Raw genomic sequence first — 18,226 nt, forward strand, 5'->3', positions numbered from 1 at the left:
AATGGTCTGGGTTGATTACGCCATTCTGGCAATAATTGGATTATCGACTGTTATCAGTCTGATCCGCGGCTTCGTTAAAGAAGCCATCTCATTGATCGTCTGGATTGCGGCGTTTTTCGTCGCCAGTCATTATTATCCTTATCTCGCCCCATTTTTCTCTAATATCGACAATCTCTTAATTAGAAATGCAGTCGCTATCGGCGCTTTGTTTATCAGTTGCTTATTGCTGGGCGGGTTATGCAATTACCTGGTTGGTAAGCTGGTCCAATCCACCGGGCTCAGTGGTACTGACCGTCTGTTGGGTCTGCTATTTGGTGCGCTGCGTGGCGTACTGGTGGTCAGCGCTTTGTTATTTTTCCTGGATGCATTTACGCCTTCAGCCGGATCCGACTGGTGGAAAGCCTCAGTCCTGATCCCAGAATTTGATTTCATTATTGAGTGGTTTTTCAGTTACCTGAAAGACAACTCAAGTTTTATGCAACAGACATCAGCGCTGACGAGGTAAGGTTTCATGTGTGGTATTGTTGGTATTGTAGGTAAATATCCGGTCAATCAAGCGTTGTACGATGGTCTGACCGTCTTACAACATCGCGGTCAGGATGCTGCCGGCATTGTCACTGTTGACCAGAACCGGCTGCGCCTGCGCAAAGCCAATGGTCTGGTGAAAGATGTGTTTGAAGAGCGGCATATGGAACGGTTGGCGGGCAACATGGGTATCGGTCATGTCCGTTATCCAACCGCAGGTTCATCCAGTACTGCTGAAGCCCAGCCTTTTTATGTGAACAGCCCGTTCGGACTGGCGCTGGCGCATAATGGCAATTTAACCAACGCGGAAGAAGTCAAAGCCGAGTTATTTAAAGTGGCGCGCCGTCATGTCAATACCAGTTCAGATTCCGAAGTGCTGCTCAATGCGCTGGCGCATGAACTGCAGGGCGATGGGTCAATGCAATTGATGCCAGAAGCGATTTTCCGTGCTGTCACCAATCTGCATCGCAAAGTACGGGGTGGTTATGCGGTGGTGGCGCTGATTATTGGTCATGGTCTGGTGGCGTTTCGGGATCCGCATGGTATCCGTCCGCTGGTGATGGGCAAACGTGAAACTGAACTTGGTACCGAATATATGGTGGCCTCTGAAAGTGTAGCGCTTGATGCGGATGGTTTTACCGTGCTGCGTGACGTTTCGCCTGGCGAAGCGGTTTACATCACTGAAGATGGTCAGCTGTTTAGCCAGCAATGTGCCGAAAACCCGACCTATACCCCCTGTATTTTTGAATATGTTTATTTTGCCCGGCCAGACTCGACTATTGATAACGTCTCTGTTTATGCATCACGGGTTGCGATGGGGAAAAAATTAGGCGAAAAAATCAAAAAAGAATGGGCGCACCTGGATATTGATGTGGTGATTCCAATTCCGGAAACAAGTAACGATGCTGCCTTGCAAATCGCCCATGAATTAGGCTTGCCTTACCGGCAAGGGTACGTTAAAAACCGTTATATTGGTCGGACTTTTATTATGCCTGGCCAGGGCGCACGGAAAAAATCGGTGAAACGTAAACTGAATGCTATTTGGCAGGAGTTTAAAGGTAAAAACGTCTTGCTGGTTGATGACTCTATTGTGCGTGGCACCACCTCTGAGCAAATCATTGATATGGCTCGTGAAGCTGGTGCTAATAAAGTCTATTTTGCTTCGGCAGCACCGGAAATTCGTTTCCCGAATGTATATGGCATCGATATGCCATCTGCCAACGAGTTGATTGCCCACGGTCACGATGTGGACAGCATTTGTAAAATCATTGGTGCCGATGGTTTGATTTTCCAGTCGCTGGCCGATTTGGTCGATGCAGTGCGCAGCGAAAATCCGGATATCAAAAAGTTTGAGACCTCGGTGTTTGATGGCATTTACGTCACCAATGACATCACTCAGGAATACCTCAATAAACTCGATGCTGCGCGCAATGAAGCGGCCAAAGGCGGCAAACCGGCACAAATGGCCGGTAATCTGGAAACTTACAACGAAGGCAGTTAACGCTGTCATCATGCGATCAAAAAAGGGAGCTAAGCTCCCTTTTTTGATCGCATGACCCGCAGATAAACATCAGTGGCTGTGCCGTGACTGTTTCTTGTCCATACTAATGGGTATAAATCGGCTGGAAACCGGAACTCCATAACATGGCTGTCGCAGCCAATACACAGACCAGTAAAATCAAGCCACAAGTCACGACTGAGCTGGCATAGATAAAACCACGCTCCTCCGGAATGTGCATCAGGATTGGCACCCCTACATACAGCAGATAGACGGAATAAGACAGACCTGCCAGTCCAACCAACATCACAAACCACAGCTCAGGATAAAGCGCTGCAATCCCAACCATAAACAATGGGGTTGAAGTATAAGAGGCCAGCTCCAGCGTCTGGGTATAAGTTGGTTCTGAACCAAAGGTATGAGCCATCCAGTGCGCCAGATAAGCCAGCGCAAAAACGCCGAGGATCAGCGCGACATACATAGCCACAGCCATTTTAATGGCGCTATCTGGGGTTAGACTGATAGGTTCACCCACCCCAATGCTCCAGCCGATATGCACGGCGGAGAAATAGGCGCAAACTGATGGGATCAGCGCAACGAGTAAAATATGGATCAAACTGAATTTCAGGCTTTCGTGACGAGCGTCTATGGTCTGCCATTCTTCTTTTGGATGGGCATAGAGCCCCCATAAATGGTTTAGTATCATTTTTATTATCCTTGTCGACTGCAAAACTGAAGTTGCCTGAGTGACAAATCAACACTCATCATTAGTTATGGCCAACAGAAGGCATGCCGTCAAGCTTTGTTGAAAAACTGTGCAATAAAGTCGTTGCGGTGCTGCTTTATTGCGGCAGTTGCTGATCCCGAGCATGCCAGTAGCCCGACAGGGGCGCATTCCACTATAATGCCGCCAACTGCGAGGGTCTTATGCAATTTGCTGAATTACTTCAACCTGTTTATCAATTTTTACAATGTACCACCCCGGCCGGCTGGCTGGCTGAAGCGGCCAAAGCAGAGCGGCTGCCGATATTGCTGCAAGATCATCTGGTGTGTGAGCTAAAAGCTGCGCAGACTGCGATGTATCTGCTGCGCCGCTATGCCTGTGATAAAGAAAGTTCTGTGATATTACTGCATTGGCTGCAGCCGTTTGAAGATTTTACCTATCGGTTTAACGGCGATCTGGCCAGCCTGAAACAAGCGGAAAAACTGCAAAAAAGTATTATCGGCCGTTCTGATTTCAGTCATTCGGATCTGATTATCGATCGGATGGTATTGCTGATCCGGGAAGAATTGCATCATTTTTGCCAGGTACTGGAAATTATGCAGGCTCGCGGTATTCCATACCAGAATATCAGCGCCAGTCGTTACGCTAAAACATTGATCCAACACTGTAAAACCCATGAGCCGCAAATTCTGATCGATAAACTGATCTGTGGCGCTTATATTGAAGCACGTTCCTGCGAGCGGTTTGCGGCCTTAGCTGAGTTGGTTGACCCTGAACTGGCAAGCTTTTATCAGTCATTGTTGCGTTCGGAAGCACGGCATTTTAGCGATTACCTGCAACTGGCACAGGTGATCAGTAAAACTGATATCAGTGCCAGGGTGCAGTATTTTGGCCAGTTAGAAGCTGAACTCGTCAGCAGCCCGGATGCGGACTTTAAGTTTCACAGTGGTGACCCACTGCCGGAACAGCCAACGAAAGCAGGTTGACTATGGTTGGTTGACTGCGACGCTTGATAGCACATTGCTTGCTGCGGGCAACGTTTGGAAATGCAATTGCCAGTCATCCGGTGTTATCGCCAGATAAGAGCTCTGCTGATACCAGTCACCGACCACATAACGCCAGCCTGGCTGACCATCCGGTAAGCTGAGCTGGTGCACTGCCGGTCTGTGGGTATGACCATGGATCAGGTATTGCACCTGATGTTCGGCCATCACCTTCGGCACTTCCTCGGGAGTAACGTCCATAATTATGGCGGTTTTTTGCTGTTTATCAGCTTTGCTGATGCGACGGGCTTTGCGTGCCAGATGTTGGCGGTACCACAAGGGCGTGGCTAAAATCAGCCATTGCCACCAGGGTTGATCCCACCAGCGGCGAAATTTCTGATAACCATAATCCAGCGTACATAAACTGTCACCATGCATCAACAAGGTTTTTTTGCCGTATAATTCCGCAATAGAGGCCGCGGGTAACAGTGTCATGCCAGCGCGTCTGGCAAAATGCTGTTTCAATAAAAAATCGCGGTTACCATGACAAAAATAGACTGGGATCTGCAGCGCAGCTAATTGCTGTAAGCCAGTTGCCACAGTGTTCAGCAGTGGGGCAGGGTTGTCATCGCCAATCCAGACCTCGAATAAATCGCCGAGAATATAAAGTGCGTCTGCCTGCACAGCATGCTGCTGTAGAAACGCCAGGAAAGCGGCGGTTATATCCGCTCTTTCCTGGCTTAAATGCAGATCAGCAATAACGAGGGTCAGACCCTTAGCCATGCAGTTCAGCTTTTTCGATGATCACGTTTTCAACCGGAACATCAGCGTGACCTGATTTGCGACCGGTTTTGACCGTCCGGATTTTATCCAGCACATCTAAACCTTCCACGACTTCGCCAAACACACAATAGCCCCAGCCAGACGCGTTTTCAGCAGTGAAGTTCAGGAAGCTATTGTCGGCGACGTTAATAAAAAACTGACAAGTGGCAGAATGCGGGTCATTGGTACGAGCCATGGCAATAGTGCCTTTTTTATTGGCAACTTTGTTATTGGCTTCGTTTTTGATTTGCGCTTTAGTTTCTTTTTGTTCCATATCCTGGGTGAAACCGCCACCCTGGATCATAAAACCATCAATCACGCGGTGGAAAATGGTGCCATCGTAAAAACCTTCCGCGACATAACTTTTAAAGTTCTCAACTGTCAGCGGCGCTTTATCAGCAAATAAATTCAGTTTAATCACGCCAAAATTGGTATGTAAGCTAACCATGATGTCTTCCTTCAATGGGGATGCAAAATTGGCGGCTAGTTTAGCGCAAGATCCCCGGAACACAAAGCTGGATCAAAGCAACTGCAAGGCGCAGTTTGCTGCCGAACTCTGTTGAACTGACCATAGCCTGCGCTTAACACCGGTGTTACACTATCGCTTTTTCGATTAGGCCTTGTCAGGGGAAACCATGTTACAGATTTATAATACGTTAAGCCGTCAAAAAGAGACTTTTGTTCCGATGCAACCTGGCAAAGTTGGCCTCTATGTGTGCGGTATTACGATTTATGATTTCTGTCATGTGGGTCATGCCCGGACTTATGTCGCTTTTGATGTGATCAATCGTTATTTACGCTTCAGTGGTTATGAGGTGACTTATGTGCGCAATATCACCGATGTTGACGATAAAATTATTCGTCGCGCCAATGAAAACGGTGAAAGCTGTGACGCATTGACCGCACGTTATACCGAGGCGATGCATGCAGATTTTCAGGCGCTGAATTTATTACCCGCCGATATTGAACCGCGGGTCACCACCCATATGGCGGAAATTATTGCGCTGATTGAGAGCTTACTCAGTAAAAAACATGCCTATGTCGCCGCTGACGGGGATGTGCTGTTTGATGTCAGCACTTATGCCGATTATGGCCAGCTCAGTCAGCAAAATCTGGAAATGTTGCAGGCGGGTGCCCGGGTTGAAGTGGATCAGGCTAAAGATGATCCGCTGGATTTTGTGTTGTGGAAAATGGCCAAACCAGGTGAACCGAGCTGGGATTCGCCTTGGGGCTCAGGCCGGCCGGGCTGGCATATTGAATGTTCTGCTATGAGCGCCAAACATCTGGGCAATCATTTTGATATTCATGGTGGAGGTTCGGATTTGCAATTTCCGCATCATGAAAATGAAATTGCCCAGTCTTGCTGCGCGCATGGCACGCGCTACGTCAATACCTGGATCCACACCGGTATGGTGCAGGTTGATAAAGAAAAAATGTCGAAGTCGCTGGGCAATTTCTTTACAGTGAAAGATGTATTAGCAGAGTACAACCGGGAATCAGTGCGTTATTTCCTGATCTCAAGCCATTATCGCAGCCAGCTGAATTATTCAGCTGAAAACCTGCAACAGGCGCACGCTGCGTTAGGACGGCTTTACACCGCTTTGCGGGGCGTCACGCCCTCGAGTACCGTTTCGTTGGATAACGGCTACGTGACGCAGTTTAAACAAGCGATGGATGATGACTTTAATACTGCACTGGCGTTACCAGTGTTATTTGAACTGGCACGGGATATCAATAAAGAAAAAACCACAGATCCGGTGAAAGCGGCTGAGTTGGCGGCGGTATTGATTGAACTGGGGGCTGTGCTGGGTATTTTACAAGGCGAAGCGGAAGCTTTCCTGCAAGCCGGTGGTTCAGAAGATGACGTGGCTGAAATTGAAGCTTTAATTGCAAAGCGCAACGCTGCTCGTGCTGCAAAAGACTGGCTGGCGGCTGATGCTGCCCGTGCCGCCTTAACGGCAAAAGGCATAGTGGTTGAAGATAAAAATGGCGTGACCAACTGGCGACGTGGTTAAGCGAGCTATTGTCTGGCCTTTATCCCGCTTTTGCGTACTAAAGGCCAAGGATAAAAAAAGCGGCAGTCGCCGCTTTTTTGTTAAATTGCGATAAGCAAAGGATTATTGTCCGTCGTGGAACTGCTCACAGGCTTCTAAGGTATTTTCAATCAGGCAAGCCACTGTCATTGGGCCAACACCGCCAGGGACTGGGGTGATAAAGCGGGCGTGCTCAACGGCTTTGGTAAAATCGACATCGCCAACCAGTTTGCCGGATTCCAGCCGGTTAATCCCAACGTCAATCACCAGCGCACCAGGTTTGACCCAGTCCCCCGGAATAAATTCAGCTTTACCGACCGCGACCACCAGCAAATCAGCCCGTCGCACTTGCTGTTCCAGATTCTTGGTAAATTTGTGGCACACAGTGGTGGTGCAACCGGCCAGTAATAATTCCAGCGCCATAGGCCGGCCGACAATATTCGACGCGCCAACCACCACCGCATCCATGCCACGAATTTGAACGCCAGTGCTTTGCAGCAGTTTAATGATGCCTTTGGGCGTACAAGGCCGCAGGGCTGGCATCCTCTGTGCTAACCGGCCAATGTTGTAAGGATGAAAACCATCGACATCTTTGAGCGGGTTAATCCGTTCCAGAATGGCAGACGCGTCCAGGCCAGCTGGTAAAGGTAGTTGCACCAGAATGCCATCCACCGCAGTGTCCGCGTTCAGTTGGTCAATCAGCTCGATTAACTGCTGCTGGCGGGTGTCGGCCGGTAAATCATAAGAGAAAGAGACAAAACCGACTTCTTCACAAGCTTTGCGTTTGCTACCCACATAAACTTGTGAAGCCGCATCAACGCCAACCAGCACTACCGCCAGGCCTGGGGCTCGTTTGCCGGCGGCCAGTCGTTGTTGTACCCGTGCCGCTACCTGGGATCTGGTTGCCTGTGCAACCGCTTTACCATCAATAATCTGTGCTGCCATCAAAGCGCCTCTGTCTGATTTGAAAAGTTGCGGCATTTTCTCATGGTCGGGCCATAGCGCCAAGCATTAATCAGTAGCCAGTGCAGGGAGTACGAAAACCAGTTAAAAATCAGCCATATTGTTGCCTTTCTGCACAAAAATGCAGTTAAGGGCTCAAATTATAATCAAACGAAATTTTTCGCTAAAAAAATGTTTGACGCATTCAGGGCTGAGTTGTAAGATGCGCCCCGTTGCAGTGATGTAACTCAGTCGGTGATTAGCGCAGCTTGGTAGCGCACTTGGTTTGGGTCCAAGGGGTCGCAAGTTCGAATCTTGCATCACCGACCATCTTTTAAGTTAGTATGCGCTCTGTGACTGCACTTGTTGCGTCCGTAGCTCAGCTGGATAGAGCAACGGCCTTCTAAGCCGTGGGTCATAGGTTCGAGTCCTATCGGACGCGCCACTATCTTAATTGAAACTGTAAAATTGATACCGTGGTGGCTGTAGCTCAGTTGGTAGAGCCCCGGATTGTGATTCCGGTTGTCGTGGGTTCGAGCCCCATCAGCCACCCCAATCAGTTTTCAGGATTTTCTGCTCAAGGTTCCAAAGATTAAAGTCGGTGATTAGCGCAGCTTGGTAGCGCACTTGGTTTGGGTCCAAGGGGTCGCAAGTTCGAATCTTGCATCACCGACCATCTCTGTACGAGATGTCTGATTATCTTCCGTTTTTTCTCTAGTTCCTCTTTCTATTTGCTTCCTTTTATTTTTTAAATCACAGCCTTAATGCTTCAACAAAGCCGCTGCGGCATAGCTTATCAGTTGCGCTGATCAGTGAGCTTGCTTGCTGTTAGTGCTTTATCCTGTTGATGAAGCATCATACCTTGGCTTGATGGCAACCATTGAGCCACTCGCTGACAGCGGCGCAGGTAAAATTTTTACCACGCTATCGGCGCAGATTTTGTGCTGACAGGCCAGAAAAATCCCCTGTGATAGCTCTGCTGCCGTTAAGCTGAGTGCCTCAGCGGTGGAGGGGGCATCCAGCTGGCCACTCAGCAACTGACAACGACACAAGCCACAACAACCGACATTACAGCCGTGCGGTATCTCGATGCCATGCGCTTTGGCTGCTTGTAGTAAGGTCTGCTCCGGTGTAATCGGTAACTTATAAGGCCCAATGCTGAGCTGAAAATATTGTGTTTTGCGCCACCAAGCAAAGGCCATTACCACCTCCATGCTATGTTATGCCAAGCCTGAAATCACTACAGTGTAGCTGAATTTTACCACTGGTTATGTCGCAGACTTTTTGCCAATGACCATGCCAGCCTGATCTTGGCAAAGCGGCAAAAGCCTGGATTGGTAAGGCGGGGCAAAGGCAGTAGCACGATATGGCACTGGGGGGAGCTAAGCGGGATGGTCGGCGGGAGGCGGCGTTGCTGTTACGATAAAAAAAGCCCGGCGAACCGGGCTTATTTACTGAATGAAACGACTATCAGGCTGCTTGTTCGGCTTTATCCACAGTCGTCGTCGTGAGCAGTGACTTATCGGCCATCAGCGCTGCCGGATCGAAGTCATCAACGTTGATTACGTGCAAACGGCCAGCTTCGGCGATCCGTAGTTTTTCTGCTTCAGCCTGGCTTAACACACCAAGTTCTAAGCCAAGGGCTGCAACTTCACCCAAGCGGTAGAATGGCAACCTTTTGTTGGCTGCGTGCACCACTTTATCAAACAGCGGTTCTGCCGCCAGAATGTCAGTCAGGGCCTTTTCCAGTAAGCCTAACTGGTTGTTTGGCTCCTGCGTCAGGTACAAGTGGCTGCCCAGTCGGCTGCGGGCTTCGCAAGGTGTTTGCATAATGCGGGCAACTTTATGGTCCAGGCTGTCAGCCGGACGACGTAAAGTCCGACCCCAAGGGAACACCACGCGTTTGAGCACTGCACCCACCAGTCGGTTCGGGAAGTTATCAAACAGCTCATCCAGCGCATGCTGCGCTTTGCTCAGACTGTCTTCACAAGCCCATTGTACCAGCGGTAAATCCTGCACCTGACGACCTTCATCGTTGTACTTTTTCAGCACTGTTGAAGTCAGATACAGCATCGACAGAATGTCACCTAAGCGGGCTGAAATACGCTCCCGCCGTTTTAAATCACCACCCAGTGTCGCCATCGCCACATCTGACATCAGTGCCAGCGCTGCACTGAAACGATTCATTTGTTTGTAATAACGCGCCGTTTCGTCACTGTAAGGTGCCTGGCTAAAAGCTGCGCCACTGACAGATAACCAGAATGTCCGGAAGAAGTTGCTGATACTAAAGCCAATATGACCAAATAACGCCCGGTCAAACGCGGTCACTGCCGCCCGTTCATCTTCCAGCTGTGCGGCTTGTAATTCCGCCAGCACATAAGGATGGCAGCGGATAGCGCCCTGACCATAGATAATCATATTGCGGGTCAGGATATTAGCGCCTTCAACGGTAATTGCCACAGGTGCGCCCTGATAACCACGGGCCAGATAGTTATTTGGTCCCATACAGATGCCTTTACCACCATGCACATCCATCGCATCGATAATGGCCTGACGCATCCGCTCAGTCATATGGTACTTGGTAATTGCCGAGATAACGGACGGTTTTTCACCCAAGTCAATAGAACCAACCGACATCGTGGTCGACGCATCGGCCATGTAGGCATAACCGCCGATCCGTGCCATTGCTTCTTCTACGCCTTCCATTTTGCCGATCGGCAGTTTGAACTGACGACGAATACGGGCATAAGCACCTGTAGCCAGCGCTGCTGCTTTGATACCGCCTGTGCTGTTCGAAGGCAAAGTAATAGCACGACCGACAGATAAACATTCAACCAGCATGCGCCAGCCCTGGCCTGCCATTTTGGGTCCACCGATGATGTAATCCAGTGGTACAAAAATATCTTTGCCCTGGGTCGGACCATTCTGGAACGGCACGTTGAGTGGGAAATGGCGACGACCAATTTTCACACCAGGTGTGGTGACCGGGATCAGGGCACAAGTGATGCCAAGTTCTTCTTTGTCACCTAATAATTTTTCCGGATCCTGCAGTTTAAACGCCAGACCCAATACAGTGGCGATAGGTGCCAGCGTGATATAACGTTTATCCCAGGTCAGGCGCATACCCAGTACTTCTTTGCCTTCCCATTGGCCTTTACAGACAATACCAACATCCGGAATGGCACCGGCATCAGAACCGGCTTCCGGCGAGGTTAAGGCAAAACAAGGCACTTCCAGGCCCTTCGCCAGGCGTGGTAAATAATAATCTTGTTGTTCTTTGGTGCCATAATGTTGCAGCAGCTCACCAGGGCCTAATGAGTTCGGAACCCCGACAATGCTCGACAACACCATGCTTTTGCTGGTCAGTTTTTGCAGCACACAAGATTGGGCGAACGCAGAGAATTCCAGACCGCCATATTGTTTTTTGATGATCATGGCGAAGAAGCCCTGATCTTTTAAATATTGATACACTTCAGGGGATAAATCGGCGCGCTCATGGGTGGTGTGCCAGTCGTCGACCATGGCCAGCAGCGTTTCTACCGGACCATCCAGAAATGCCTGTTCTTCCGCGCTTAAGCGTGGTTTCGGGAAGTTATGCAGCTTGTGCCAATCCGGATTACCGCGGAATAAATCGCCTTCCCACCAGGTTGTACCGGCATCAATGGCTTCTTTTTCTGTGGTCGACATTTCCGGCATGATCTTACGGTACAGTTTCAGCAGCGGTTTGGTCAGGTACTGTTGACGGATACTGGCAATATTCAGCGGCAGGACAATAGCAGCAAAAATCAACCAGCCAACTAAACCAATCACATCTGCTATGGTCGCAATGGCTAACACGGCAGCAATCACGGCGCTGAACAGGGTGAGGCTGGCTCTGTGGTAAGCCAGTACACCAACAGCCAGCAGCAGGCTGAGGCTAAAAATTAATAAATCCATATTTGTCTCCTGATAAGAGGTCTGACCACTAAAAGCTTAAGGGTAAAACGCTTCGGCATAAGATGCAAGAGATTCCTGCAACAGTGTAGTCCGATGGCTGTCAACTTTTCTGTTATTCACTGCGCAGGCCGTTGTTTTCCTCAGTTTATGCCAATTGAGTCTGTTTATTCGACCAGAGCCCTGTTAAGGTTCACTCATTACTTCATCATTTTTGCATGCAATTGAATCTATGTGCGAATTACTCGGCATGTCGGCCAATGTACCAACTGACATTTGTTTTAGTTTTAAAGGTTTAAAAGAGCGGGGCGGTAATACCGGTCCGCATAAAGATGGCTGGGGTATTGCTTTTTACCAAGGCAAAGGGGTGTCCACCTTTAAAGATGCCCAGGCCAGCCATCAATCCGAAGTTGCCAGATTAGTGACTGATTATCCGATTAAAAGTAATGTGGTGGTGGGGCATGTCCGGCAAGCCAATCGTGGTCGGGTTGCGCTGGAAAATACCCATCCTTTTACGCGCGAACTGTGGGGCCGCTACTGGACCTACGCTCACAATGGTCAACTGAGCGGGTATCAACAGTTAGCGCTGGGGCGATTCCGGCCAGTTGGCACCACCGACAGTGAACATGCGTTTTGTTTTATCTTGTCTGAACTGGCAAGGCGTTATCCGGATAAACCACCTGCGCGCCAAAGATTGTATCGAGTGGTCAAACAGCTCAGTGATCAGTTGCGCCAGTTGGGAGTATTTAACTTGTTGCTGTCAGATGGTGCCTCGCTGTTTTGTTATTGCAGCACCAAGTTACATTACATCACCAGACGGGCTCCTTTTGGTCATGCCCAATTATCGGATGTGGATGTCGATATTGATTTTAGTCGTGAAACCACACCAAAGGATGTAGTGACTATCGTTGCAACTTTACCGCTGACGTCGAATGAGCAATGGACAGCGTTGCAACCAGGGGAGGCTTGTTTATTCCAGCGCGGAGAATTACAACTGCTGTAACTGCAAGTTTCGCGAGCCAAGCTTCACCAGCCTTCAGTCTGGCGGAGCTTGGCTCGCGGGGTTTATTTCAAGGCGTTGGCTGATAACTTTTCAGCTGTACATCAAACTGTTCGACGTTATCTTCGGATTGCCAGAGCCGTACTAACAAATAATCCAGCTCCGGTGCTATCCAGGCATACACCTGTTTATCCGGGCTTTGACCGTAACGTTCAATCCGCAACGCTTTAATTTTGCCGTAAGGCAAAGACAACCATTCTTCGGTCGCGACTTTGTACTTGTAATTACGGGTTTCACCATGCCGATTCAGCACATCGTAGACAAAGTCAGTTTTGCCAGCTTTTAAATCAAGCACGATCTGACTGTGAAAGCTGAGCAAATCCAACCACTGCGCATTCCACTGTACTTGTTTAAGCTGTTGTGTTTTGTCTACCCGCAGTTGTTGTTTGCTCCAGTCCAGATTCAGTTCATAGTGCCGGTTCGGGCCAGTACCACTACGCTGCATCTGATAAAAAGATGGCTGAATGCGGCCGTTGACTAAGCTAAAACGCGATTTTTCGTTGCGCTCATCCTTAAATAAAAACCAGCTGACTTTGCTGTGATAACCCAACTCATACTGGCCGTCCTGCTGTTTCAGATAGCGACTGGCTTCGCCATGTTGTTTGCCGGAGCGAAACACCTGATAACCAGCCTCAAAGCTGCGCAGCAAGGGGGCATGATTTTCGGCTTGTGGCGTTGCCACCTGAGGCGCGGCGGCAGTTGGCAGTGGTGTCTGAGCTGCGGATACTGACAGACAACTCAGGTAAAAAAAAGGCGCCCACAGGCGCCAGTTATGCTTCATTGTGATCTTCATCATCGGCATATCCGTTGGCTGATAAAATCTGGCCATCTAACAATGCCTTATCTGACTGGTGTTGTAAACGGTCCTGACAAAACCAACGCACAACCAATGGATAAATCCGGTGTTCCTGTTCATGTACACGTTCTGCCACCACTGTGACATCATCGCCGGCAAAAATTGGTACTTTCGCCTGCAGCACCACAGGGCCGCCATCCAGTTCCGCTGTGACAAAATGTACACTACAACCATGCTGCTGATCACCGGCCTCTATAGCCCGCTGATGGGTATGTAAGCCCTGATACTTGGGCAATAACGACGGATGAATATTCAGCAGCCGGCCCTGATAATGGCCGACAAAAGCGGGTGTCAGGATGCGCATAAAGCCAGCCAGCACCACCAGATCCGGTTGGTGCTGGTCAATCAGTGCCATCAGCGCAGTATCATAAGTCTGGCGGTCAGCAAATTGCTTGTGGTCCAGCACTAGTGCCGGTACGCCGGCATCACTGGCTCGTTGCAAACCATAGACATCTGCTTTGTTAGAAATAACGGCGCTGACCCGACCGGCAATAAAGCCGGCCGCGCATGCATCCAAAATCGCCTGCAGATTAGAACCGCTGCCAGAAATCAGTACGACTATTGATTTCATAGGATCAGGCATTCACTCCGGGAATAATCACCTGGGCTTCGGTGGCGCTAGCCGTTTGGATTTCGCCTAAATGCCAAGCAGTTTCGCCAGCGTCTTGCAGGAATTGTAATGCCGTGGCCAGGTTGTCCGGGCTGACCACCACAATCATGCCAACGCCACAGTTAAAGGTGCGATACATTTCATGGCGGGTCACATTCCCTTGTTGTTGCAGCCAGTCAAAAATGGCTGGCCACTGATAACTTTGTTCGTTACAGACGGCTTTGGTCAGTTCTGGCAGTACCCGTGGGATATTTTCCCAGAAACCACCGCCAGTGATATGGCAAAGCGCATGCACTGGCACCGCTTTAATCAGATCCAGCAGGTTTTTCACATAAATGCGGGTTGGAGCCATCAGATGATCCGCCAGTGGTTTGCCATCCAGCAGTGCATCTGGGGTCTGACCGCTGACTTCCAGAATTTTGCGGATCAGGGAAAAGCCATTGGAATGTGGGCCAGAAGAGGCCAGCGCAATGATTTGATCGCCAGCTTTGACTTTAGAACCGTCAATAATGTCAGCTTTTTCCACCACACCAACGCAAAAACCAGCGATGTCATAGTCGCCTGCGTGGTACATGCCAGGCATTTCGGCCGTTTCACCGCCAACCAAGGCACAACCGGATAATTCACAACCATTGGCAATGCCGTTGACTACACTGGCCGCAACATCAACATCCAGCTTGCCTGTGGCGTAATAATCGAGGAAAAACAGCGGTTCAGCGCCTTGCACCACGATGTCATTGACACACATCGCCACTAAGTCGATACCCACACTGTCATGACGGTTTAAATCAATTGCCAGGCGCAGTTTAGTGCCAACACCGTCGGTGCCTGACACTAATACCGGCTCTTTGTAACCCGCCGGAATTTGGCACATAGCACCAAAACCACCGAGACCACCGATCACTTCTTTGCGGGTCGTGCGTTTGACGGCGCCTTTGATCCGATCGACCAAAGCCTCACCGGCATCAATGTCTACGCCTGCGTCTTTGTAACTTAAGGAAGTTTTTTGCTCGCTCACGGTAATCCTCGATGGCTGAAATAAATACGGGTCAAAAAATCCGGCGCATTTTAACCTGTTCTGGCTTCAGACAAAAGGTTTATGGCTATCCGGATGGCAGATTTGTCAGTGGACGCTGTTTCCACAGCTTTATTGCGTGTTGTTATGCATGGCTTGTTGCAGATATTTTTCCAGGCTCAACGCAGCATCATCGACAATTTTGTGATAACACAAGGATGCTAGCGGGTATTGTTTGTCACGGTATGCCACACATAAATGAGGCGCACCTTGTTCGGTGCGCAGCTGGATCCATTCCCCACCAATCCGATCGATAAAAATTTGCCCCAGATAAGCGGCAAATAACGAACTGAGGGTAAATAAATGTTCATCACTGAATCTTTTCAACTGATGCCGTAAATGGCAGCTGTAAAGAATGTGATCAACCTGACTGACACTTTCCAGGCTGAAATCCAGCGTGATCAAATGTTCAGCGGCGGCATAGTGCACAGCATCACTGGCGCTTTGTTGCATCAGTTCTGCCAGTTCGGATTTAGCAATCATCAGAGGACCTCAGCTTTGCCATGAAGAGCAAGGATTAATTGACGCAGCTGCCGGCTGCCCGGCCCAAGTTTTTCTTCTTTGGGGGTGAGTAATGACATCGGGACCAAGCGCTCAGAACTTTGTTGCAGTGGTAAACGGCAAAGTAAGCCTTGGGCCAGATAAGGTTCAGCCAGATGTTGCGGCAACCAGCAAAAACCAATGCCGCTTTTTAAAATTTCAATGGCTTCATAAAAGTTACTGACAGTCCAGCGTTGTTCAGCTTTGAGCCAGCCGCCGGGCCCATCCTGAGGTTTACTGGCCGTATCGCGGATCACAATTTGCAAAAACTGACTGAGCTGTTCCAGCCCAAGACTGCTTTCGGCTGCCAGTGGGTGAGTGCTGCCAGTCACCGGGATCAGATGCGCGATGTACACGGGTTCTCCCAGATAACCTTTTGGGATCACGCCAGTGGCTGCAATCACTAAATCCGCTTTGGCTTCAAGGATCATTTCGGTGGTACCGGTGATCACAGTGTCAATGATCTGAATACGGCTGCCACGGCTTTGCGGATAAAACTTTGCTAATGCTTGATATAAATAGTTTTTCGGGTAAATCAGTTCAACCGCAATCCTGATCTCCGGTTCCCAGCCAATATCAATGCTGGCCGCCAGCAATTCAAGATCTTCAATTTGTTGCGTCAGCAAACGCGAACGGCGCAGCATCACTTCACCGGCATCGGTCAAAAAAGCTTTGCGGCCAATCACCTGCAACAATTCCACCCCAAGCTGATTTTGTAACTTGGCGACGGCATGGTTCAGACTGGACTGGCTTTTATTCAGCAGCTCGGCCGCCTGGGCGTAACCACCAGCATCCACTACCGCCTGTAAAATCCGCCATTGTTCTAACGTTGATTTGGGGCGGTACGGCATATGCTTCCTGTTTTCAGGGCTGGACCAGCCAAAACTGATCAGACTGTTGCAATGATCACAGCACGCAAAGGTGCCGGATAACCTTCAATGGTTTTACTATGATCAGTTGGATCAAGAAAATCAATCAGACTTTCATTTTCCATCCAGTTGGTTTTACGCTGTTCATCCAGCGATGTCAGATTCAGGTCCACCACTTTGGCGTCCTTAAAACCGACCCGTTGCAACCAGCCCAATAATGCAGCACAACTGGGAATAAACCAGACATTACGCATTTTGGCATAACGCTCGCCGGGTACCAGCACTGTGGTGGCATCGCCTTCGACCACTAAGGTCTCCAGCACAAGCTGGCCGCCAGGGCGCAGTTGGTTTTTTAACTGGGCTAAAAAATCAATTGGTGAGCGACGGTGATACAACACGCCCATCGAAAATACCGTATCAAAGGCTTTCAGCTCTGGCATCTCATCAATGCCAACCGGAATTAAGTGCACGGCTGGATCCGGATTAAAATGTTTAATGGCCTGAAATTGGGCATAAAACAGCTGACTTGGGTCGATGCCGACCACAAAAGTGGCACCAGCGCCGCGCATCCGCCATAAATGGTAACCACTGCCACAACCGACATCCAGCACATAGCGGTGCTCTAACGGTGCCAGATGGGGTAACACCCGATCCCATTTCCAGTCGGAACGCCATTCGGTATCAATATGCAGGCCGTGCAGGGTAAAAGGCCCCTTACGCCATGGCATCAGTTGGCGTAACAGCACTTCCAGCCGTTGTTTAGCGCCGTCCGATAGTTCGTCCGGCCGACCAAAACTAACCTGGTTGCTGATATCGATGGCTGAACTTTGACTAACCGGCAGATTGGCCAGCACTTTTTGCCACTGCTTAAAATCACCATGTAAGGCTTCCCGCTGCCAGTTGGCCAGTTGCGCTGGTAAAGTTTGCAACCAACCACTGAGTGGTGTTTTGGCAATTGCAGCAAAAAAATCATTAAAATCAAGCATGCACTGGCTCCAATGCTTTGATAGCAACCATAGAGCAAAAATTAAAACATTGAAACCAGACCACACTGCTGGCAAAACCGGCTGTGGCAAAGCGCTGCTGATGCTCGGCCAGGGTATCCGGTCGCATCACGTTTTCCAGCGCAGTGCGTTTTTGACTAATTTCCAGTTCGCTATAGCCGTTGGCTCTTTTAAAATCATGATGCAAATCGATTAGCAGTTCGTGGGTCAGCGGATCGGCTTCGACAATTTTTTCCGACAAAATAAAAATGCCCCCAGGTTTTAAGCCCTGGTAAATTTTTGCCACCAGTTGATCGCGGTGTTGTTTCGGTAAAAATTGCAAAGTGAAATTACTGACGACCATGGCTGCCTGTTGGATATCAGCATCGCGGATATCCGCCAGTTGCACTTCGACGGGTACCTCAGAGCGGAACGACTGCAGATGACGCTGACAACGCTCGGCCATGGCCGGGCTATTATCAATGGCGATAATTTTGCTCTGGTTATCATCCAGTTGACGGCGCATGGCCAGACTGGCAGCCCCCAGCGAACAACCTAAATCGTAGTAGTTACTCTGAGGCTGTTGATATTTTTGCGTTAATTTACCAATGGTCTGGATGATGGTCTGATATCCAGGCACAGAGCGCTGGATCATATCCGGGAAAACTTCAGCCACTGTGGCATCAAAACAAAAGTCCTGCACCTGCGCCAGTGGTTCGGCGTAAATAAAATCTTTTTGCATAAAGACAAAATCGTCAATGTTCATCAATTGT

The 18,226-nt window shown here is 49.4% G+C and carries 18 protein-coding genes and 4 tRNA genes; 9 read left to right on the forward strand and 13 right to left on the reverse strand.

Features of this window, described 5'->3' with window-relative positions:
• The first annotated feature begins 1 nt into the window (after position 1).
• Together AC53GJ_RS06140 and purF are read left to right on the forward strand one after the other, a co-directional pair.
• Positions 2 to 505, forward strand: a complete 504-nt coding sequence (locus tag AC53GJ_RS06140; protein ID WP_496731657.1) for a CvpA family protein — start codon at positions 2 to 4, stop codon at positions 503 to 505.
• Positions 506 to 511: 6 nt separating this feature from the next.
• Positions 512 to 2,026, forward strand: a complete 1,515-nt coding sequence (gene purF / locus AC53GJ_RS06145; RefSeq protein ID WP_496731658.1) for an amidophosphoribosyltransferase — start codon at positions 512 to 514, stop codon at positions 2,024 to 2,026.
• A 103-nt stretch (positions 2,027 to 2,129) separates the two neighbouring features.
• Here purF and AC53GJ_RS06150 read toward each other — a convergent pair whose 3' ends face one another.
• The gene (locus AC53GJ_RS06150; RefSeq protein WP_496731659.1) at positions 2,130 to 2,729 is read right to left on the reverse strand and encodes a Yip1 family protein; all 600 of its coding nucleotides are present in this window, start codon (positions 2,727 to 2,729) and stop codon (positions 2,130 to 2,132) included.
• A gap of 221 nt (positions 2,730 to 2,950) precedes the next feature.
• Here AC53GJ_RS06150 and miaE point away from each other — a divergent pair, with 221 nt between their 5' ends.
• Positions 2,951 to 3,733 carry a tRNA isopentenyl-2-thiomethyl-A-37 hydroxylase MiaE gene (gene miaE / locus AC53GJ_RS06155; RefSeq protein WP_496731660.1) on the forward strand — a complete coding sequence of 261 codons (783 nt, stop codon included), beginning with the start codon at positions 2,951 to 2,953 and terminating at the stop codon, positions 3,731 to 3,733.
• On the opposite strand, the gene AC53GJ_RS06160 is transcribed toward miaE, so the two are convergent.
• A complete protein-coding gene (locus AC53GJ_RS06160) occupies positions 3,734 to 4,513 on the reverse strand; it encodes a UDP-2,3-diacylglucosamine diphosphatase (protein WP_496731661.1) in 780 nt (259 codons plus the stop codon). It lies immediately after the preceding gene.
• Entirely contained in the window at positions 4,506 to 5,000 is a 495-nt protein-coding gene (locus tag AC53GJ_RS06165; RefSeq protein WP_496731662.1) for a peptidylprolyl isomerase, read from the reverse strand. The genes AC53GJ_RS06160 and AC53GJ_RS06165 overlap by 8 nt, the downstream gene beginning before the upstream one ends.
• Before the next feature lie 187 nt (positions 5,001 to 5,187).
• Here AC53GJ_RS06165 and cysS point away from each other — a divergent pair, with 187 nt between their 5' ends.
• Positions 5,188 to 6,567: a cysteine--tRNA ligase gene (gene cysS / locus AC53GJ_RS06170; RefSeq protein WP_496731663.1), complete on the forward strand. Its 1,380-nt coding sequence runs from the start codon at positions 5,188 to 5,190 to the stop codon at positions 6,565 to 6,567.
• A gap of 102 nt (positions 6,568 to 6,669) precedes the next feature.
• Here cysS and folD read toward each other — a convergent pair whose 3' ends face one another.
• Entirely contained in the window at positions 6,670 to 7,530 is an 861-nt protein-coding gene (gene folD, locus AC53GJ_RS06175; RefSeq protein WP_496731664.1) for a bifunctional methylenetetrahydrofolate dehydrogenase/methenyltetrahydrofolate cyclohydrolase FolD, read from the reverse strand.
• A 250-nt stretch (positions 7,531 to 7,780) separates the two neighbouring features.
• Here folD and AC53GJ_RS06180 point away from each other — a divergent pair.
• From AC53GJ_RS06180 to AC53GJ_RS06195, 4 genes are all read left to right on the forward strand, one after another.
• Positions 7,781 to 7,857 (forward strand) — tRNA-Pro (locus tag AC53GJ_RS06180).
• Between the two features lie 38 nt (positions 7,858 to 7,895).
• Positions 7,896 to 7,972: transfer RNA gene (locus AC53GJ_RS06185), tRNA-Arg, on the forward strand.
• A gap of 34 nt (positions 7,973 to 8,006) precedes the next feature.
• Positions 8,007 to 8,082 (forward strand) — tRNA-His (locus tag AC53GJ_RS06190).
• A 44-nt stretch (positions 8,083 to 8,126) separates the two neighbouring features.
• Positions 8,127 to 8,203, forward strand: a tRNA-Pro gene (locus tag AC53GJ_RS06195).
• Between the two features lie 160 nt (positions 8,204 to 8,363).
• On the opposite strand, the gene AC53GJ_RS06200 is transcribed toward AC53GJ_RS06195, so the two are convergent.
• Positions 8,364 to 8,729 carry a 2Fe-2S iron-sulfur cluster-binding protein gene (locus AC53GJ_RS06200; RefSeq protein WP_496731665.1) on the reverse strand — a complete coding sequence of 122 codons (366 nt, stop codon included), beginning with the start codon at positions 8,727 to 8,729 and terminating at the stop codon, positions 8,364 to 8,366.
• A gap of 268 nt (positions 8,730 to 8,997) precedes the next feature.
• Entirely contained in the window at positions 8,998 to 11,463 is a 2,466-nt protein-coding gene (gene fadE / locus AC53GJ_RS06205; protein ID WP_496731666.1) for an acyl-CoA dehydrogenase FadE, read from the reverse strand.
• A gap of 229 nt (positions 11,464 to 11,692) precedes the next feature.
• Here fadE and AC53GJ_RS06210 point away from each other — a divergent pair, with 229 nt between their 5' ends.
• Positions 11,693 to 12,463 (forward strand): class II glutamine amidotransferase, encoded by a 771-nt coding sequence (locus AC53GJ_RS06210; RefSeq protein WP_496731667.1) that lies wholly within the window; start codon positions 11,693 to 11,695, stop codon positions 12,461 to 12,463.
• A gap of 67 nt (positions 12,464 to 12,530) precedes the next feature.
• On the opposite strand, the gene AC53GJ_RS06215 is transcribed toward AC53GJ_RS06210, so the two are convergent.
• From AC53GJ_RS06215 to cmoA, 7 genes are all read right to left on the reverse strand, one after another.
• Positions 12,531 to 13,316, reverse strand: a complete 786-nt coding sequence (locus tag AC53GJ_RS06215) for a DUF3108 domain-containing protein (RefSeq protein ID WP_496731668.1) — start codon at positions 13,314 to 13,316, stop codon at positions 12,531 to 12,533.
• Positions 13,291 to 13,947, reverse strand: coding sequence for a phosphoribosylglycinamide formyltransferase (purN, locus tag AC53GJ_RS06220; protein WP_496732772.1), 657 nt, complete (start codon positions 13,945 to 13,947; stop codon positions 13,291 to 13,293). Before purN ends, AC53GJ_RS06215 begins: the two co-directional genes overlap by 26 nt.
• 4 nt (positions 13,948 to 13,951) lie before the next feature.
• Positions 13,952 to 15,004 (reverse strand): phosphoribosylformylglycinamidine cyclo-ligase, encoded by a 1,053-nt coding sequence (gene purM, locus AC53GJ_RS06225; RefSeq protein WP_496731669.1) that lies wholly within the window; start codon positions 15,002 to 15,004, stop codon positions 13,952 to 13,954.
• Positions 15,005 to 15,133: 129 nt separating this feature from the next.
• A complete protein-coding gene (locus tag AC53GJ_RS06230) occupies positions 15,134 to 15,544 on the reverse strand; it encodes a hypothetical protein (RefSeq protein WP_496731670.1) in 411 nt (136 codons plus the stop codon).
• Positions 15,544 to 16,452, reverse strand: a complete 909-nt coding sequence (locus tag AC53GJ_RS06235; RefSeq protein WP_496731671.1) for a LysR family transcriptional regulator — start codon at positions 16,450 to 16,452, stop codon at positions 15,544 to 15,546. The genes AC53GJ_RS06230 and AC53GJ_RS06235 overlap by 1 nt, the downstream gene beginning before the upstream one ends.
• Positions 16,453 to 16,490: 38 nt before the next feature.
• Positions 16,491 to 17,456: a tRNA 5-methoxyuridine(34)/uridine 5-oxyacetic acid(34) synthase CmoB gene (cmoB, locus tag AC53GJ_RS06240; RefSeq protein ID WP_496731672.1), complete on the reverse strand. Its 966-nt coding sequence runs from the start codon at positions 17,454 to 17,456 to the stop codon at positions 16,491 to 16,493.
• A complete protein-coding gene (gene cmoA, locus AC53GJ_RS06245; RefSeq protein WP_496731673.1) occupies positions 17,449 to 18,219 on the reverse strand; it encodes a carboxy-S-adenosyl-L-methionine synthase CmoA in 771 nt (256 codons plus the stop codon). The genes cmoB and cmoA overlap by 8 nt, the downstream gene beginning before the upstream one ends.
• Between the last annotated feature and the right edge of the window lie 7 nt (positions 18,220 to 18,226).

Source organism: Rheinheimera sp. B2H12, from assembly GCF_059620065.1.

Excerpts from the sequence above, each read along its gene's own strand:
- cysS (WP_496731663.1), top strand. The coding sequence starts at position 5,188 with ATGTTACAGATTTATAATACGTTAAGCCGTCAAAAAGAGACTTTTGTT.
- AC53GJ_RS06140 (WP_496731657.1), top strand. The coding sequence starts at position 2 with ATGGTCTGGGTTGATTACGCCATTCTGGCAATAATTGGATTATCGACT.
- cmoA (WP_496731673.1), bottom strand. The coding sequence starts at position 18,219 with ATGAACATTGACGATTTTGTCTTTATGCAAAAAGATTTTATTTACGCC.
- fadE (WP_496731666.1), bottom strand. The coding sequence starts at position 11,463 with ATGGATTTATTAATTTTTAGCCTCAGCCTGCTGCTGGCTGTTGGTGTA.
- AC53GJ_RS06215 (WP_496731668.1), bottom strand. The coding sequence starts at position 13,316 with ATGATGAAGATCACAATGAAGCATAACTGGCGCCTGTGGGCGCCTTTT.
- folD (WP_496731664.1), bottom strand. The coding sequence starts at position 7,530 with ATGGCAGCACAGATTATTGATGGTAAAGCGGTTGCACAGGCAACCAGA.
- purF (WP_496731658.1), top strand. The coding sequence starts at position 512 with ATGTGTGGTATTGTTGGTATTGTAGGTAAATATCCGGTCAATCAAGCG.
- cmoB (WP_496731672.1), bottom strand. The coding sequence starts at position 17,456 with ATGCTTGATTTTAATGATTTTTTTGCTGCAATTGCCAAAACACCACTC.
- AC53GJ_RS06235 (WP_496731671.1), bottom strand. The coding sequence starts at position 16,452 with ATGCCGTACCGCCCCAAATCAACGTTAGAACAATGGCGGATTTTACAG.
- AC53GJ_RS06230 (WP_496731670.1), bottom strand. The coding sequence starts at position 15,544 with ATGATTGCTAAATCCGAACTGGCAGAACTGATGCAACAAAGCGCCAGT.
- AC53GJ_RS06150 (WP_496731659.1), bottom strand. The coding sequence starts at position 2,729 with ATGATACTAAACCATTTATGGGGGCTCTATGCCCATCCAAAAGAAGAA.
- AC53GJ_RS06160 (WP_496731661.1), bottom strand. The coding sequence starts at position 4,513 with ATGGCTAAGGGTCTGACCCTCGTTATTGCTGATCTGCATTTAAGCCAG.
- AC53GJ_RS06210 (WP_496731667.1), top strand. The coding sequence starts at position 11,693 with ATGTGCGAATTACTCGGCATGTCGGCCAATGTACCAACTGACATTTGT.
- miaE (WP_496731660.1), top strand. The coding sequence starts at position 2,951 with ATGCAATTTGCTGAATTACTTCAACCTGTTTATCAATTTTTACAATGT.
- AC53GJ_RS06165 (WP_496731662.1), bottom strand. The coding sequence starts at position 5,000 with ATGGTTAGCTTACATACCAATTTTGGCGTGATTAAACTGAATTTATTT.
- purN (WP_496732772.1), bottom strand. The coding sequence starts at position 13,947 with ATGAAATCAATAGTCGTACTGATTTCTGGCAGCGGTTCTAATCTGCAG.
- AC53GJ_RS06200 (WP_496731665.1), bottom strand. The coding sequence starts at position 8,729 with ATGGCCTTTGCTTGGTGGCGCAAAACACAATATTTTCAGCTCAGCATT.